We start from the raw sequence: 15,035 nt of genomic DNA on the forward strand, positions 1-15,035 counted from the left end.
ATTTCAAGGTAACCATTCAAGGGTAGTATACGACACAGCCGGCAGCGCAAAGCGCAACACAGCTTGTCCATTCAATGTTGCGGTCTGTCCGGTATAGCGTGCAGTTCCATTGCCCAGGCGCAGGTGCTTATTGCCTTTGAGCACCGCCACCGGAACACTCAGCACAACAGGTTGCGCAGCGGTGAAATGCCAGTTGCCCTGTTGACGGGCCAATGCAGCGACCGTGTTGATTGTGGCCTCTATCCGGTAGCCACCGCTGCCGATGGACTTACCCTGGCCCAGAAACAAGTATTGTACAGCCCCTGCCTGCTCGCTGATAATACCCAGCGTACCGGTGCACGACTTATCATTGTAGCGAATGGCCTGCACGCCACTGGCATCGGCGAAGATGGTTTGCACATCACCCGCCTTACCGCGTACGACCAGTCCGCTGAAATCAGCCGGCGCCTGCGCGGGATAGAAGGCATCGATGGCAGCTATGGACTTTGGTTGTTCCGCAGTAGAAGGCTCAAATATCGCGACGAAGGGCCTCCGCCACGCCTCACCGCTTTGACGTGCAACGATCGTAGGCAGCGGCAGTTCGGCGATCTCGGCAGGCAAGCCCATCCGGCTGATCGCTTTCGACTTCGGGGCTTTCACGGTAAACAAAGTACGGCCAGGCGCTCCCTGCATCCACATATTCATTTGTATGGCCGGTCGCCCCGGTAACGCAAGATCCCACACGGCCTGGACATCTGCGCCCGTTGTCACCGAGCGCTTGTCCCAGAAATAATCATAACCGGGCAGGTGGCCACCGCCGAAAGAAAGCTCCTCGGTAGGTTGCAGGTTCAGTGCACCTCCTTTGGCAGCCTGCAATACAAACTGCTGACCCATATTGTGGTAAAAATAATCGTGCATCTTGTCCTTCCCATCGCGGCGGCGCGAACGGAATACATCTACATAATAACCGCTCGTTTCGCTGGTACGCACCACGGCGATCAGGCGCCGCTGGTCCGACTGTGTTTCCGGCTCTATGAAATACAGATCGCCAAAACTTACGCCGGGGAAATAACCCGCCTTCACACCGGAGGCGGGATAATTAGCCTTCACGGAGAATCCATGGTTGCTTTTCATGACGGGGTACATCGAGATACCATCCACGGCCACCGTATTGTGCGCGGGAAACTGTGCATAGTATTCATGGTAATCGGCCTGCCAGTAACTGGTACCAATACCAGCTTCGGGCGCCAGCACCAGCCCTTTGCCATACAGTTCCATCGCAATACCACCGGCATGCATATGATTGCCTTTGGAACCTGATAAAGACACCATCAATCCGTGCGTACTATCAAACCCATTGCGCAAGGCGAGGTAACTGACATGGGGCGAACTGAACACGGGCGATACATAGTCGGTGATCTTTCCGGCTTTTTCCGCAGGTGTATGTTCCCGCGCAGCAGGCAACAAGGCTGCCAATCCTTCCCGTCGCTCACCCGTCGCCCCTCCGCTACCCTGCAGCGATTCGAGGAAACCAATATACCGGGTTAAACTATCCGCCAGCCCCCGCTTCCCATGCAATTGAGCATGCGCCAGCAATTGCTTCGCCGGGTTGGACGAGATCCGGCCATAATACGAATCGCCCCAGGCCGTGAAATAGCCGTGCGGAAACAAATATTCTGCAGCTGCCACAACGGCCTTCTTTATGATCGGTAGGCCGGCCAGCAGATCGTGCTTATACTGCTGATCGAACCGTGCGACCAGGCCCGTAAAATCACCCAACACATTGAGCGAATACCCCGGGCATTCATTCCATAAACCGGTTAGCGAGTCATACCCTTGTTGCGCCAACCGGGCGATACTCCATTGCCGTTCTGCATTTTCATTGAGCACAAAATGGATGAAGTATTGACGGCCTTGTTGGTCGGGATACTGATCATCATCTTCCAGGATACTGGCGATGCTGAGGATATTACGCGCTTCGATGAGGTCCCAGTTGTTGAACCCTACCCCGTTGGCGATCTGCACACGCGCCCATTTGCGGAATACGTCGGCATAGAGGGCCATTTTGCCGGGCGCGCGTCGTTGCAGGTAGGCATATAGAAAATCATAGATGGCGGTGAGGTGGTTGATCATCGGCGTTTCCTGGATCACTTCAAACGTGATGAGGCCTGCGATGGTTTCATGGTGACCGTGGTTTAGGTCTTTGGGCGTAGACCGGTAATGCAGCCCTGTCATATAGGTATCGAACAGGTCGAAGGCAAAACGTCCATAGGTTGTATCACCCGTTACCCAATATACCTGGGCGGCCTGGCTGGCCAATGCCATGATGTTGTTGTTGATCGATTCGATGGTGCGGCCCGTCTTGCCGATCTCAGCCCATTCGAGCGGTTCTCCGGGTTTGGAGCGGTTGATGAGCCATACGCCGCGTGGGTCGTCTGAATAAGGCAGCAGGTCTTTCAGGGCAGGCGCGGCATATACCGTCACATTGTCGCGGGCACCTGGAAAGCGTACCGTAGGAACCGGGGCCGTTCCGTCGGCGTGGTCATAAACACCCCCTTTTATATATACCGTCGATGCTTTGGTGGTCCAGTACATTTGCAGCCGGGACACGATCCAGCTGCTGTCGTTACGGTGACGGCTCACATACGGATCGATCGTCGATTTCATTTTTTCGAAAAGGCTGCGGGCTGCCGGGTCTTCCGATACCGCCTTTTTGATTACCGGGAGGTCAGTGGTTTGTACAGCCTGCCGGGGATGGCCGGATGGATATTGCGCAGGCACCGGAATGCGTTGGGCGCAAAGGGAAGCAGCAATGATCAGTAAGGCAGCAAGGATAGACAAGCGGGGCAGCATGGCAATGTTTCGTTAATGATACACGGAAGTTACCGTATGTAGACAAATGTAGCCTGGCAGGGGGGTAAACCAGCGGGTATTATTTACCAAAAAAGGGGGAGGAATTGACCAATCTGTCTTCCCGCCTGCCCTAAACAGCTGTTACTGAATAATTTTACAAAACGGGCTGCCTTTATATTAAAAACTGCGTTAATAGCTATAAACAGCTTTAACAAAGCTGCACCATCAACGATCAAAAAATGGCGCTACATTCGGGTTACATGAAACGCCTGCTCCCCATACTGGCTGTGTTCATCGCCGGCTGCCTGTCTGGCGAACCCGGCAACGAAGCAACCATCGATCCTGCTGCCGGCATTATTTATCCAGCCGGGTTTTCGTTAGCCGGTACCCTTCAATGCGACCAGACCCGGTTGTCCGAACAGTTTGACGTAGCAGTAAACTTTGTACGCCTGACCGACTCGATCGAGCAGGAAGACTCCTGCCTGGTGCAGTTGCTGATCCGCGACAAAACCAGCCATGCTGTACTGGACAGTCTTACCCTCAGTTCTATTTTTTATAATGATGATGTGTTTGCCGGGTGCGACAATGCCCGTTCCTACACGACACGTCACCAGGCCGACCGGGAGATCTACAACGGTTACCAGGGTGATATCATCGTGGCCGACCTCAACTTCGACCACCTCGACGATATTGCCGTCATCAGCGATGTGGGCTTCACCAGCAATGCGCTTTATCATTATTTCGTGCAGACGACGGGCCGGAAATTCGTGGCAGACACTTATCTCACCGATTCTGTAGCTTATTTTCCCGAAAAGATCGATCCCCTGCGGCAACAATTGGTGACGCGTGTGCCCGCCGGCGTTTGCTGCCTCGGCATTCACACCTACCAATTGGGCAATGCCAACCGGCAGTGGCAACAGATCGCCTACGAAACCATCGGTCAGTAACTATTGTTGCTGGTACACCCGCACATAATCCACTTCAAAGCGATGGGGAAACGTGGCATCATTGGGTGTGCCGCCATTGTCGCCACCCAGGGCGAGGTTGAGCAGCATGTATTGAGGTTGCTGGAAGGGCTTGAAGTTACTGCCATCGCGGTTGGTCAGGTCAGCCTGCATCACCTTATTGAGCAGGATATCGTCTACATAGAGCGCCAGCGAATCGGCATCCCAGTCCATACGCCAGGTATGGAATTTCGTGGCCCAGGAAGCGTCGCCTAATTCCTCCAGTTTCTTCGTCACCGTGTACCACTTTTGTTTGCCATTTTCGCCGAGGTGCACAAAATTGGCCAGTAGCATGCCGCGATAGTATTCCATCATATCGATCTCGCCATTGGCAGGCCAGCGTTTGTTGACACCCAACGCCCACCAGGCAGGCCACATACCCGGACTTACATCGATACGTCCCCGCATTTCGAAGCGGCCGTATTGCCACTGGTGCAGGCCACGTGTGATGAGGCAGGAGGAGGTATAGTCGATCGTGGCGCGGTTCTTCCGCCAGTCCTGGCTATTCGCTTCGTAGTTCGGGTTCGGCCTTTGCTCCCGCTTTGCTTCAATGATCAGCAATCCTTTTTCGCAGCGTGCATTGTCCGGCTGGTACCATTGCAACTCATGGTTGCGTACAAAACCTTTTTCGTAGGTCCATTTGGTACTGTCGGGCCGGCCGTCTTTATTGAATTCGTCGCTCCACACCAATTTATAACCGGGCAGATTGTTGATCGAAGCGCGACGCGTAGCGCATCCTGAAAACAACAAGGTACTGGCAGCTGCAAAAAAAAGAAAGGTTCGCATCCTGCAATATAACCGACAAGATCATAAACAGCAAATCCTGGGAAGAACGCAGGATTTACTATCGACAGCCTTCAGTCGTGACCGCACTGCTCTATCAGGTTACAGGCCCGTAGCAGCAGAAAGTTCACCTTTTTAACTTATCGTATTTATAAAATCCATTTAGTGCAGTACCCAGGCTGGGCGTACCATCGGGCGCAAAACTGAATACAGAGTCCACCACCAATTGCCATAAAAGGTCGCCCGCGTTGGATTGTTGGGTAACACGGGCTCGAATAGGATATAACTAAAATACACATTGTTGGACATGGGTATTAACGTCGTATTGATCAACGTGCTGTAAGGACTGTGTTCGTTGTCGTACGTGTAGTCGATGTAGACAATAGGCAGGGAGGATGCGGCTCCAGCTCCTTTAGCAGAAAAGTTGTTGTAAAAATTGGCGCGCTTGAAATTGGGCGAATTGCCGGCATATTCATAAGTGGCAAAATTGTAGTATCGGAAATCACCTTCTTTACGGGCCAATCGGCCTTTGTTGTCATAGGAAAACTGAAAGCGGCTTGCCACAGTGACGCTATCCTGGTGGTAATCGATATACACCACGCGGCCACCCTGATAGTGGTACTTATAAAATCCTGGATCAACAGAATCTTTGGCCGTCCTGGGCCGTTGCTGAGCGTCGTTGGTCATCCTGAAATTGGGGCCAAATCCCCATGGCTGTGCAGTGATGTTGGTGAGCAGACGGTTGGCGTCGTACTTGTACTGAAAGCTGGCACCATTACCATCGAAGTTCAATTGCCAGTACTCTTTGTGACTGTGCCAATCGTCTTTGTGACAGGAAACCAGGAATAGTATCAACAGCAAGGGGGGCAAAACAATTATTCGTTTCATCATTAAGGTTTGAATGAGGAGTAAATAATGAATGCCTTGTTTGCACAGGGAAACAGCACTATGAGAGGCTTTCAGGAAAGATGGATGTGTGGAGAAAAGTGCTAGCTGCTTGAGTAGTAGAAATTACCAAATAAAAGCGACCCGGTAAATTAAAATTCCCGGGTCGATAAGAGCCACCAGAAAGGGTGAAAAAACGCTGGGGGAAACTATCCCTTCAGATCGAATTGTTCGATCATGTCGGCAACAACAACGTCAGGCTCGGGAGGATTGGGTTCTCCCTTGCCTTCTTCTATCAGTTTACGCAAACTTCCCTGCACGTATTTCGTCCAGCCAGCATAGCAGGCATCGTAACACTCATTGTCGGGCGACAGACCCTCGTGGGTAAATTGGATGTCGGTTTTGCCGTTGCTGGAACCGATCTCAAAAATGATGCGGTCACCCTGCCATTCGTGTTGATCCTCGGTGAAGTTGAAATAATTGTCGACGACCTGCCATACCACACGCTGCCCGGGTACCAGCTCGGTCACCTTCATCCTGCATACATGCATGTCCTTGTAGCGGTAAAACCATTCTGCTTGTAGTTTATCCGTATCACCCTTGATGTTTTGCGACCACCAGCCCCGAACATTGTTGATGGCTTTAAAAGCTTCCAGGGGCGATTGAAACACCTGGATCGACGTGGTAAAATCATTTCCTTGTTGCATAAGATGTCGTTTATTAAGTGGAATAAATCAAAACGTTTCTAACTGACCAACATACCGGCCGTGAGGTTCAATACCGTGCCGGAGATAGCAGCACCTTCATCCGATGCGGCAAAGAGGGCGGCATTACCCAGTTCATCGAGCGTCGTCAGCCGCTTGCGATGGGTCATCGACGACATCACTTCGGTAAACTGTTCGTAATTGGTGCCATGTGCTTTGCCGTGAATGGCGAACACCTCATCGATGAGGGGCGTTTCCGGAATGCCGGTCGTCAGCAGGCAAACTGATCGTACACCGTAGGCACCACATTCGGCAGAAATAGAACGGCACAAGGCTTCCAGGGTTGCCCAGGCAGGCACCATGCCGCCCACAAAGGGAGGACTCACGCGGCTCGCGTTGGGAATATGCATCAGGATGACGCCCCTACCCTGCTTCACCATTCGCCGCGCGGCTGCTCGCCCGGTAATAAAATGCGCTTGTGCATAGGTGCTGATGGGATGCATGTAGCTTGATACCGGCAGTTCGGTCAATGCGATCCCCTGAATGCCCGTTTGTGGTATACCAATGGCGTTGAAAGATATATCGACGCTGTGTGTACGCCCGATCACTTTGTTGAGGTGGGTTTCTACAGCCTGTTCATCCAAGGCATCGACAATAGCTGTTTCAATTTGGCCCCCATCCAACCGGATTTCGTCGGCGATCTGCTGCAATTTGGAGGCCGTGCGACCGGCTATAAAAACATGGGCACCCTCCCGTGCAAAAGCACGCGCCATGGCGCTTCCCACGGCACCATCACTGTATACGATGGCTACTTTGTTGTGTAATCTTTTCATGGCTATAAATTAGTTGTAGCACCAAAGCTACTATCCCCCCTTTCGGAAACGGCTGTGCTGTTTAGACATTCCCATGGGTTGATTTGGACAGCAACAATCCCTAACTTTACCAAAAACAGCAAGCCATGAAACACCTTACCATCGTCGTACCGGATGGGCAAACCAACCTCAGCAGCATTGCCTGCATCGTAGGTACCTATGAGATATTTGAGCGTGCCAATGCCTATTGGTACGAACAGCATTTTGAAGAACGTTTCCAGATTGTACTGGCAGGCGTCACGAAGAAAACCGATTTTCACCATGGGCTACTCACCGTCAATACCCATTGTCATGTCGATGACATCAGTCATACCGACCTGATCGTGATCCCTTCTCTGGCACGCAACTACGAGCAGGCATTGAACAAGAACAAACAACTGGTACAATGGATAGAAGCGCAATACCAGGGAGGCGCAGAGATGGCCAGTATGTGTTCGGGTGCTTACATGCTGGCTTCAGCCGGATTGCTCGATGGCAAGAAGTGCTCCACCCACTGGTGTTTCTCCGACAGCTTCAAAAACCAGTTTCCCAAAGTCGACCTGCAACCAGCCCAACTGATTACGCATGAACACCGCATTTATACCAACGGTGGCGGCTATTCCTTCCTCAACCTGGCGCTGTACCTGATCGAGCGGTTCTACGACCGGCAAACGGCCATCTATTGTTCCAAGATGTTCCAGATCGAGCTGGACCGTCAAACACAATCGCCTTTTATCATCTTCAAAGGGCAAAAAGAACATAGTGATGACGTGATCCGCCAGGCACAGGTATACATCGAAGACAACCTGCAGGAGAAGATCTCGATTGAAGAGTTATCATCGCGTTTTGCCGTAGGAAGGCGCAATTTTGACCGCCGCTTTATCAAGGCCACGGGCAATACACCGGTTGAATATGCGCAGCGGGTGAAAATAGAAGCGGCTAAAAAGGCCTTCGAGACCAGCCGTAAGAACATCAACGAAGTAATGTACGAGGTGGGATATTCAGACATCAAAGCATTTCGGGAAGTATTCCGGAAGATCACGGGCATGTCGCCCCTGGAATACCGTAACAAATACAACCGCGAAGCGGTAATTTAGCGAACAATCCTACCAATATGAAGGCCGGACAATTTCTTACCAGTACGTACCTGCTCGACGAAGACTATTTTGCCCAGGCAGTGATCCTGCTCACCGAATGCAATGAGCAGGGCGCGATGGGCTTTATCATCAACCGGCCGTTTGCGCGCCGCTTTAATGAGTTGGAAGAGTTTAAGCACAGTATTGCATTCCCCCTGTACGAAGGCGGTCCGGTCGACCAGGAACACCTGTTCTTTGTACACCGGCGGCCCGACCTGATCCCCGGAGGCGAACCCGCCGGCGAAGGGCTGTACATCGGTGGCGACTTCTCAACCGCCGTACGCCTCCTCAACAACAAAACCCTCACGGAGAAAGATATCAGGCTCTTCATCGGCTACTGTGGCTGGGACCGGGAAGGACTGGAAGCGGAAATAGCGGAAGGGAGTTGGACCCTGAGCGACTCAGGTCAACTATTATCCTAAATCCCTAGCAACCGCCTTTGCGAGGAAGATGCTGATACATGATGGTCCCGTCCCGTTCTACGTGTTCGCCCGAAATGATGGGATAGGCATACTTGGGTGCGCACGATACGCCATGGCTCTTTATCATTATTTTGTCGTTCACCTGCAGCCTGCGCAGCTGCTGCGGATCATCGTCAAACCTAAGAATATACTCGACGCCATCAATGTTGACCATCACCCCGAAACCCAGCAAGGAGCCTGGGGGAAGTGAAAGCGAGGTTACAACCGCCTCCATATCCGTATAGTCATTAATTGACTTCCTTATTTTAGCCGCACCGGCATACACTTTTTGACCCGCGGGCGACGCTTCCCATTTTTTGAACTGCCTACCGGCGGGGGTAGCCTCCCAGGCTTTCCTGGCTGCCCGCTTTTCAGCATCCGTAAGCGGTTTGGGTGCTACTGTTTTAGCAGGCTCTTTTTTCACTTCCCGACTGGCAAATACCAGTCCGCTCAACACCACCAGCGTTACCGTCAGCGCATACATATATTTTTTCATAGCCTATTAAGTTTGATACAGCAAACCTACTCTTATCCTTTCAGCTGGGCGGATTATGATTGTAAATAAACCGGTAAACCTTGTAAATTATTGTAAAAATGGCCCCTGCACCATTACCCACCGCTAACGGATCAACTTCAAAATATTCAGCACCACCGCATTCTCTTCTTCCTTGCGCCAGTGCAGGTACAAAGGGATTTCGAAAGGCAATTCGATGAAGCGCACGCCGGGATGCTTGGCGTAAGAGTAAGAAAAGGGAATCACCGACACGCCGAGCCCTTTTTCCACGGCACTCAGGATCACCGAGCCAAAGTCCGACTCGAACCGTACATCGGGTATAATCTTGTAATGGGTAAACACTTCGTTGATGATCAGCTCATAGCTTTCGCCATCGGTCAAGGTCGACATAATGAAGCGCTCGTGCTGCAAGGCTTTCGCCGTGATCTGTGATTTCCGCACGATCGGGTGCGCGGCGGGCACCACCAGGGCCAACTTGTCCTGCCGGATGAGTACCGAACCCAGGTCTTCCCCTTCATGCAAATGCCGGCTATAGCAGAGATCCATCTCGTACGCCTTCAGCATCTCGATCTCCTGCGTATGTTTGATCTGTAGCAATTCCACTTTCACCTCCGGAAAGCTCACAGCAATCCGGCTCAGTATATCCGGAAGTATATCATAGCTGATAGAGCCCGGGTGGTTGATGACGATCCGCCCGCCTTCGCCCTGGTGGATCTTGCGGGCATATAGGGCCGCTTCCTGGAACTTATCGAACAGTGGCTGCCATTGCTGCTGCAGAAACTTGCCCGCCGGTGTCAACTCTACCTTACGGTTGGACCGCTTGAACAACTGCACCTGCAACTCTTCTTCCAAAGCCTTGATCTGCCGGCTGAGTACCGACTGCGTCGCGTTTATTTTATACGAAGTACGCCAGTAATGCAGCTCTTCTGCCAGTTGCAAAAAATACCCGATCTGCTGTGTAGTCATACGATCATTAATGCCATTTTAGCATCATTCCAGTTAAAATTAGCATTTTTCAGCATCAAGCAACCCGCTAGTTTTGTAGCCGAAATCAAACACCGATGGAACAGATCAGCATCAGACCCGTTACCACAGCAGATATTGCGGCTTTACAAAATATCAGTCAGCAAACCTTCCTCGAAACGTTTGCCCACCACAATACGGAAGAGAACATGACCCAGTACCTGCAAGAGGGGCTCTCCTTCGATCGCTTGCAGACAGAGGTCCTCAACAACGAATCCACCTTCTTCTTCGCAGAACTGAACAGTGAGGTGATCGGCTACCTGAAAGTCAACACCGGACAATCGCAGACGGAACTACAGGACAACCGGGCCATCGAGATCGAACGGATCTATGTCTTGAAAGCTTACCATGGTAAGCAAGTAGGCCAGCAGTTGTACGACTGGGCCATCCGGATGGGCCAGGAGCGCCAGTCAGATTACGTATGGCTGGGCGTATGGGAACACAATACCAAGGCCCTAAGGTTCTACGAAAAGAATGGCTTTGTTCCATTCGACAGACACATTTTCCGACTGGGGAATGACGAACAGACCGACCTCCTGATGAAAAAGCAACTGGCATAAACACCCCCACGCATCCCATGAACAAGAAACATCTATTCCTGACACTGCTGATCATCGGCACGGCCTGCTGGGGCATCTCCTTTCCCGTTACCAAGATGGCGGTAACCGGCGTATCACAACCCATCTTCTTGTTGTACCGGTTTGGCCTCGCCACCCTGGTACTGGCCATCGTCTTTTTCCGCCAGCTTAAAAAGACCACGAAGAAATCCTTCATTGGTGGTGTACTGCTAAGCATCCCCCTGACTGCGGCCATCTATTTCCAGACCTGGGGCCTACAGCATACCTCCGCCTCCCAATGCGCTTTTATTGCCGGCATGACGGTGGTGGTGGTACCCATTCTCAAATGGCTTGTATATAGAAAAACTGTGGCCGCGAAGATCTGGCTGGCCGGACTGGTTGCCCTGGCGGGTTTATTCGTGATTTCCATCAAAGGCAGTCTGACCATCGGCCTGGGCGACCTGTTTACCATCATTGGCGCCATCGGCTTTGCGGGGTACCTCATCCAGGTAGAACGTTACTCCGCCACCGGCAACGATATCATACCTACTATAGTACCCATGTTCCTGACCTGCACGGTCATCATGCTGGGTTTTGCGCTGAGTGACACCAGGGCCAGCTGGCTACCGGACAAGCCCACCTTCTGGCCTGGTATTGCCTATTGCGCACTGCTGTCTACGGCATTCATGTACACCGTTTCCAATATCTCCCAACGTTATATCGCCGCCGAGAAGGTGGCGATCATTTACCTCTTTGAACCGGTCTTCGCCGCCGTGGCGGCGTATTTCCTGCTCGATGAAACCCTGTCCTGGCGCCTGGCCGTCGGCGGTACGCTTATTGTTGCCGGAACGATCATCTCCGAGATCAGGTCCAGAAGGCCAGGCATAAAACCGCTGTCGCCGGCCCCTGCTATTGAGTAGTATTCCCCGGCACACCATTTGACGCCATCATTGCTATGCAACAACAAGTACTATTCATCCAGGGAGGTGGCGATGACGGCTTTCATGCCGATCAGCCCATGGTCCGCGCGCTACAAGCTGCACTGGGCACCGACTACGAGATTGTCTACCCCGAACTGAAAAGCGATGACCAACGATCGGACTTCGGTTGGCCACGCCAGATCGGCCAGCTCATCGATCAACACCCCGATGGATTGATCCTGGCGGGCCACTCCTTAGGTGCCTCGCTGATCCTTAAATACCTGTCGGAGACAACCCCGCAAAAGAGGATCGCCGGCCTCTTCCTGCTGGCGCCCCCTTTCTGGTCGGGTGAGGAAGATTGGAAGCAGGGACTCATACTGCGACCGGACTTTGGTACCCAACTTCCGAAAGAGGTCCCTATAGGCATATACCAATGCCTGGACGACGACGTAGTGCCACCAGCCCAATTCGACCGCTACCGGGAGCACCTACCACAGGCAACCTTCCGCTTAATCGAAACAGGTGGCCATCAATTCAACAACGGCATGAATATTGTCGCCAGAGACATTCAACAATTATAACGCATCATCCTATCATGAATCGAATCGCCAAGTCCAGCCTGCTCATCATCACCTTGTTCGCCACCCTGTGCACCACCGCCCAATCAGTAAAAGAACCCACAAACACCGATCCCAATTGGAGCAAGTCCTACCCGGCCTTCCGCATCGCCGGCAACCTGTATTATGTAGGCACCTACGACCTGGCCAGCTACCTCATCGTGACACCTGTCGGAAATATTCTTATCAACACCGGACTGGCAGCTTCCGATAAAACCATTAAGACCAGTATCGAATCCCTGGGCTTTAAACTGGCCGATACCAAAATATTGTTAACCACCCAGGCGCATTACGATCACCTCGGTGCCATGTCCGCCATTCAACAAGCCACCGGCGCCCATATGATGATCGACGAGGCCGACGCGGCCGTAGCCGCCGACGGAGGCCGGTCTGATTATGCTTTTGGAGATACCGTTAGTTCCTTTGCCCCCGTGAAGATCGACCGGGTCTTGCACGACAAAGACACCATCACCCTGGGCGGCATGCACCTCCTCATGCTCCATCATCCCGGCCATACCAAGGGCTCCTGCAGCTTCCTCTTTGACGTGAAGGACGACAAACGTTCCTACCGGGTATTGATCGCCAATATGCCGTCCATTGTGACCAATAAACCGTTCAACAACATAGCAGCCTACCCGAACATTTCACAAGATTATGCGTACACGCTGAAGGCCATGAAGTCCCTGACATTTGACCTCTGGCTCTCCTCACACGCCAGCCAGTTTGACCTGCACCGCAAGCACCAACCCGGCAACAAGTACAATCCAGCCGCCTTCATCGACAGGAAAGGTTACGACACAGCGCTCAAGGGGCTGGAGCAACAATACCTGAAAAAAATAAGCGAGCAATAAGCGCTCCGCTTATGCCCGCGAATAAATTGCCCAAAATCTATGTAGCCCCCTGGTACTGTGCATCGCTCACCTGCTCCATCCAGTCCACCACCTTGCCGTTGAGGTTTTCCTGAATGGCAATATGGGACATGCCATGGGTCGAGGTGGCCCCGTGCCAATGCCGCTCTTCCGGGGCAAACCATACCACATCGCCCGGATGTACTACTTCTACTGCTCCACCTTCCCGCTGTACCCAGCCAATGCCCGAAACGACAATAATCGTTTGCCCCAATGGATGGGTATGCCAGGCCGTGCGCGCACCTGGTTCAAAAGTTACCGTAGCTGCAGCAGCCCGCCGGGCTTCGTTGGGGTCAAACAGCGGGTCGATGCGGACCGCCCCGGTAAACCAGTCCGCAGGGCCTTTGATAGATGGCTTAGTGCCTATTCTCGTAATCTCCATGGAATATCTTTTAATTAGCTCCTATGGTCCCTTTATTTAATTTTCAGCGTTGGTATCAGTGGATCAGTTTCCACCAATTCCAGCGACTTCACCATATCTTTGGTGCCTTCTTTATATTTAATAAAATGCGGTGTTTGTAAATGTGCCTTGTAAGCCGCTTCCGTTGCATACATTTCAAGTATGGTGAGATGAGTGGGTCGCTCTTTTTCAAACACCGCGTACAGCGTTAATACGCCCGATTCCTTTTGAACAGACATTTCAATCTCCTCCTTCAAAAATGCCTTGTAGCTGTCAAGTTGCGCGGAATCCACGACAACCCTGGCCAATCTTACTTTTTCGGGTTTTGGAGAAGACGTGGTACCGGTCGTGCAGGATACGACCACCAGACCCAGAGCGATGAACGATAGCGCAATTTTCAGCATTTTGGTAAAATTAAAGGCCGGAACGGACAGGTCCACTCCGGCCTTTCACTAAGGTAAGACATTAACTGCTTTAACTCCTGGTAGCACACGCACCACTATCCGCCTTATATCGTCGGCGTACCACCCGTTACCTGGATGGTGGAGCCCAGCATATAACTGGAATCATTCGAGGCCAACAACACATAAGCCGGTGCCAGCTCGGCCGGTTGCCCCGCACGCTTCAGGGGCGTCTGTAAGCCAAACTCAGCCACTGCTTCCGGCGGAAAGGTAGAAGGGATCAGCGGTGTCCACACCGGCCCGGGCGCCACGCAATTGACACGTATGCCCTTTTCGGCCCAGAGCTGTGCCAAACCGGACGTGAAGTTTTGGATCGCCCCCTTGGTCGTAGCATAATGCAGCAACGTTGGATTGGGCTTGTACGCATTGACCGAAGACGTATTGATCACCGTACTCCCTGGCTTCAGGTGTTGCTCGGCTGCCTTGCACAAATGGAACATCGAGAGAATGTTGACCTTAAAAGTATATTCCAGCTCTTCTGCCGTAATATCCTGCAAAGATTCGTGCGACATCTGGTAGGCCGCATTGTTCACCAGTATGTCTATTTTTCCAAAAGCCGCCACCGCCTGGTCGATGATATGGATGCAATGTTTTTCTTCGCTGATATCACCAGGTAACAACACTGCTTTACGTCCCGCGTCTTCCACCCATTTCGCTGTCTCTTTCGCATCGTCGTCTTCATTCAGGTAAGAGATCAATACATCGGCACCCTCGCGTGCAAAGGCAATGGCCACAGCACGGCCTATGCCGGAATCACCACCGGTGATGACCGCTTTCTTGCCCGTCAACTTGCCCGACCCTTTGTAACTCTTTTCCCCATGGTCTGCCTTCGGCTGCAGGTCCTTATCGGTACCAGGCACGCTTTGCTGCTGCTTGGGATAAGGGGGCTGCGGAAACTTACTGACGGGATTCTCTGTATGTTGAGTAGCTTGCTTTGCCATTGTTTTTTATTTAGCAGCGCCAACACCAAAACCATACC

Annotated in this window: 17 protein-coding genes; 7 read left to right on the plus strand and 10 right to left on the minus strand. The window is 52.2% G+C overall.

The genetic code is table 11. The features are described from left to right. Positions 1 to 3: 3 nt before the first annotated feature. The gene (locus tag P2W70_RS31135; RefSeq protein ID WP_276485515.1) at positions 4 to 2,832 is read right to left on the minus strand and encodes an endo-acting ulvan lysase-like protein; all 2,829 of its coding nucleotides are present in this window, start codon (positions 2,830 to 2,832) and stop codon (positions 4 to 6) included. A gap of 260 nt (positions 2,833 to 3,092) precedes the next feature. Here P2W70_RS31135 and P2W70_RS31140 point away from each other — a divergent pair, with 260 nt between their 5' ends. Next, entirely contained in the window at positions 3,093 to 3,779 is a 687-nt protein-coding gene (locus P2W70_RS31140) for an XAC2610-related protein (RefSeq protein ID WP_276485516.1), read from the plus strand. Here the strand turns inward: P2W70_RS31140 and P2W70_RS31145 are convergent, their stop codons facing one another. The 4 genes from P2W70_RS31145 to P2W70_RS31160 all read right to left on the minus strand — a co-directional run bounded on the left by P2W70_RS31145 (position 3,780) and on the right by P2W70_RS31160 (position 7,041). Further along, positions 3,780 to 4,622, minus strand: coding sequence for a glycoside hydrolase family 16 protein (locus P2W70_RS31145; RefSeq protein WP_276485517.1), 843 nt, complete (start codon positions 4,620 to 4,622; stop codon positions 3,780 to 3,782). Between the two features lie 159 nt (positions 4,623 to 4,781). After that, positions 4,782 to 5,507 (minus strand): hypothetical protein, encoded by a 726-nt coding sequence (locus tag P2W70_RS31150; RefSeq protein WP_276485518.1) that lies wholly within the window; start codon positions 5,505 to 5,507, stop codon positions 4,782 to 4,784. A gap of 206 nt (positions 5,508 to 5,713) precedes the next feature. Next, entirely contained in the window at positions 5,714 to 6,211 is a 498-nt protein-coding gene (locus tag P2W70_RS31155) for an SRPBCC family protein (RefSeq protein ID WP_276485519.1), read from the minus strand. 38 nt (positions 6,212 to 6,249) lie between these two features. After that, entirely contained in the window at positions 6,250 to 7,041 is a 792-nt protein-coding gene (locus P2W70_RS31160) for an SDR family NAD(P)-dependent oxidoreductase (protein WP_276485520.1), read from the minus strand. A gap of 125 nt (positions 7,042 to 7,166) precedes the next feature. Between P2W70_RS31160 and P2W70_RS31165 the strand changes: the two genes are divergently transcribed. Both P2W70_RS31165 and P2W70_RS31170 read left to right on the plus strand, forming a co-directional pair. Further along, complete coding sequence (locus tag P2W70_RS31165; protein WP_276485521.1) at positions 7,167 to 8,156, plus strand: GlxA family transcriptional regulator; 990 nt, start codon at positions 7,167 to 7,169, stop codon at positions 8,154 to 8,156. A 17-nt stretch (positions 8,157 to 8,173) separates the two neighbouring features. After that, positions 8,174 to 8,617: a YqgE/AlgH family protein gene (locus P2W70_RS31170; protein ID WP_276485522.1), complete on the plus strand. Its 444-nt coding sequence runs from the start codon at positions 8,174 to 8,176 to the stop codon at positions 8,615 to 8,617. Positions 8,618 to 8,621: 4 nt separating this feature from the next. Here P2W70_RS31170 and P2W70_RS31175 read toward each other — a convergent pair whose 3' ends face one another. Next, positions 8,622 to 9,152, minus strand: coding sequence for a hypothetical protein (locus P2W70_RS31175; protein WP_276485523.1), 531 nt, complete (start codon positions 9,150 to 9,152; stop codon positions 8,622 to 8,624). A 123-nt stretch (positions 9,153 to 9,275) separates the two neighbouring features. Then, positions 9,276 to 10,136 (minus strand): LysR substrate-binding domain-containing protein, encoded by an 861-nt coding sequence (locus tag P2W70_RS31180; RefSeq protein WP_276485524.1) that lies wholly within the window; start codon positions 10,134 to 10,136, stop codon positions 9,276 to 9,278. Between the two features lie 95 nt (positions 10,137 to 10,231). On the opposite strand from P2W70_RS31180, the gene P2W70_RS31185 reads away from it, so the two are divergent. The 4 genes from P2W70_RS31185 to bla are packed head-to-tail and all read left to right on the plus strand — an operon-like array spanning position 10,232 to position 13,138. Continuing rightward, positions 10,232 to 10,753 carry a GNAT family N-acetyltransferase gene (locus P2W70_RS31185; protein ID WP_276485525.1) on the plus strand — a complete coding sequence of 174 codons (522 nt, stop codon included), beginning with the start codon at positions 10,232 to 10,234 and terminating at the stop codon, positions 10,751 to 10,753. Between the two features lie 17 nt (positions 10,754 to 10,770). Beyond that, a complete protein-coding gene (locus tag P2W70_RS31190) occupies positions 10,771 to 11,670 on the plus strand; it encodes a DMT family transporter (RefSeq protein ID WP_276485526.1) in 900 nt (299 codons plus the stop codon). A gap of 35 nt (positions 11,671 to 11,705) precedes the next feature. Continuing rightward, positions 11,706 to 12,251: an alpha/beta fold hydrolase gene (locus P2W70_RS31195; protein ID WP_276485527.1), complete on the plus strand. Its 546-nt coding sequence runs from the start codon at positions 11,706 to 11,708 to the stop codon at positions 12,249 to 12,251. 14 nt (positions 12,252 to 12,265) lie between these two features. Further along, positions 12,266 to 13,138: a subclass B3 metallo-beta-lactamase gene (gene bla / locus P2W70_RS31200; protein ID WP_276485528.1), complete on the plus strand. Its 873-nt coding sequence runs from the start codon at positions 12,266 to 12,268 to the stop codon at positions 13,136 to 13,138. A 37-nt stretch (positions 13,139 to 13,175) separates the two neighbouring features. On the opposite strand, the gene P2W70_RS31205 is transcribed toward bla, so the two are convergent. The 3 genes from P2W70_RS31205 to P2W70_RS31215 all read right to left on the minus strand — a co-directional run bounded on the left by P2W70_RS31205 (position 13,176) and on the right by P2W70_RS31215 (position 14,997). Continuing rightward, positions 13,176 to 13,577 (minus strand): (R)-mandelonitrile lyase, encoded by a 402-nt coding sequence (locus P2W70_RS31205; RefSeq protein WP_276485529.1) that lies wholly within the window; start codon positions 13,575 to 13,577, stop codon positions 13,176 to 13,178. 32 nt (positions 13,578 to 13,609) lie between these two features. Beyond that, positions 13,610 to 13,999, minus strand: coding sequence for a putative quinol monooxygenase (locus tag P2W70_RS31210; RefSeq protein ID WP_276485530.1), 390 nt, complete (start codon positions 13,997 to 13,999; stop codon positions 13,610 to 13,612). Positions 14,000 to 14,103: 104 nt separating this feature from the next. Beyond that, the gene (locus P2W70_RS31215; protein WP_276485531.1) at positions 14,104 to 14,997 is read right to left on the minus strand and encodes an SDR family oxidoreductase; all 894 of its coding nucleotides are present in this window, start codon (positions 14,995 to 14,997) and stop codon (positions 14,104 to 14,106) included. Positions 14,998 to 15,035 lie beyond the last annotated feature (38 nt).

The organism is Paraflavitalea pollutisoli, from assembly GCF_029360705.1.
In the GTDB taxonomy this organism is placed as follows: domain Bacteria; phylum Bacteroidota; class Bacteroidia; order Chitinophagales; family Chitinophagaceae; genus Paraflavitalea; species Paraflavitalea pollutisoli.

Bases quoted from the DNA above. Each gene is read 5' to 3' on its own strand.
- P2W70_RS31210 (WP_276485530.1), bottom strand. From the start codon at position 13,999: ATGCTGAAAATTGCGCTATCGTTCATCGCTCTGGGTCTGGTGGTCGTA.
- P2W70_RS31180 (WP_276485524.1), bottom strand. From the start codon at position 10,136: ATGACTACACAGCAGATCGGGTATTTTTTGCAACTGGCAGAAGAGCTG.
- P2W70_RS31135 (WP_276485515.1), bottom strand. From the start codon at position 2,832: ATGCTGCCCCGCTTGTCTATCCTTGCTGCCTTACTGATCATTGCTGCT.
- P2W70_RS31140 (WP_276485516.1), top strand. From the start codon at position 3,093: ATGAAACGCCTGCTCCCCATACTGGCTGTGTTCATCGCCGGCTGCCTG.
- P2W70_RS31145 (WP_276485517.1), bottom strand. From the start codon at position 4,622: ATGCGAACCTTTCTTTTTTTTGCAGCTGCCAGTACCTTGTTGTTTTCA.
- P2W70_RS31175 (WP_276485523.1), bottom strand. From the start codon at position 9,152: ATGAAAAAATATATGTATGCGCTGACGGTAACGCTGGTGGTGTTGAGC.
- P2W70_RS31150 (WP_276485518.1), bottom strand. From the start codon at position 5,507: ATGAAACGAATAATTGTTTTGCCCCCCTTGCTGTTGATACTATTCCTG.
- P2W70_RS31160 (WP_276485520.1), bottom strand. From the start codon at position 7,041: ATGAAAAGATTACACAACAAAGTAGCCATCGTATACAGTGATGGTGCC.
- P2W70_RS31165 (WP_276485521.1), top strand. From the start codon at position 7,167: ATGAAACACCTTACCATCGTCGTACCGGATGGGCAAACCAACCTCAGC.
- P2W70_RS31195 (WP_276485527.1), top strand. From the start codon at position 11,706: ATGCAACAACAAGTACTATTCATCCAGGGAGGTGGCGATGACGGCTTT.
- P2W70_RS31170 (WP_276485522.1), top strand. From the start codon at position 8,174: ATGAAGGCCGGACAATTTCTTACCAGTACGTACCTGCTCGACGAAGAC.
- P2W70_RS31190 (WP_276485526.1), top strand. From the start codon at position 10,771: ATGAACAAGAAACATCTATTCCTGACACTGCTGATCATCGGCACGGCC.
- P2W70_RS31155 (WP_276485519.1), bottom strand. From the start codon at position 6,211: ATGCAACAAGGAAATGATTTTACCACGTCGATCCAGGTGTTTCAATCG.
- P2W70_RS31185 (WP_276485525.1), top strand. From the start codon at position 10,232: ATGGAACAGATCAGCATCAGACCCGTTACCACAGCAGATATTGCGGCT.
- bla (WP_276485528.1), top strand. From the start codon at position 12,266: ATGAATCGAATCGCCAAGTCCAGCCTGCTCATCATCACCTTGTTCGCC.
- P2W70_RS31215 (WP_276485531.1), bottom strand. From the start codon at position 14,997: ATGGCAAAGCAAGCTACTCAACATACAGAGAATCCCGTCAGTAAGTTT.
- P2W70_RS31205 (WP_276485529.1), bottom strand. From the start codon at position 13,577: ATGGAGATTACGAGAATAGGCACTAAGCCATCTATCAAAGGCCCTGCG.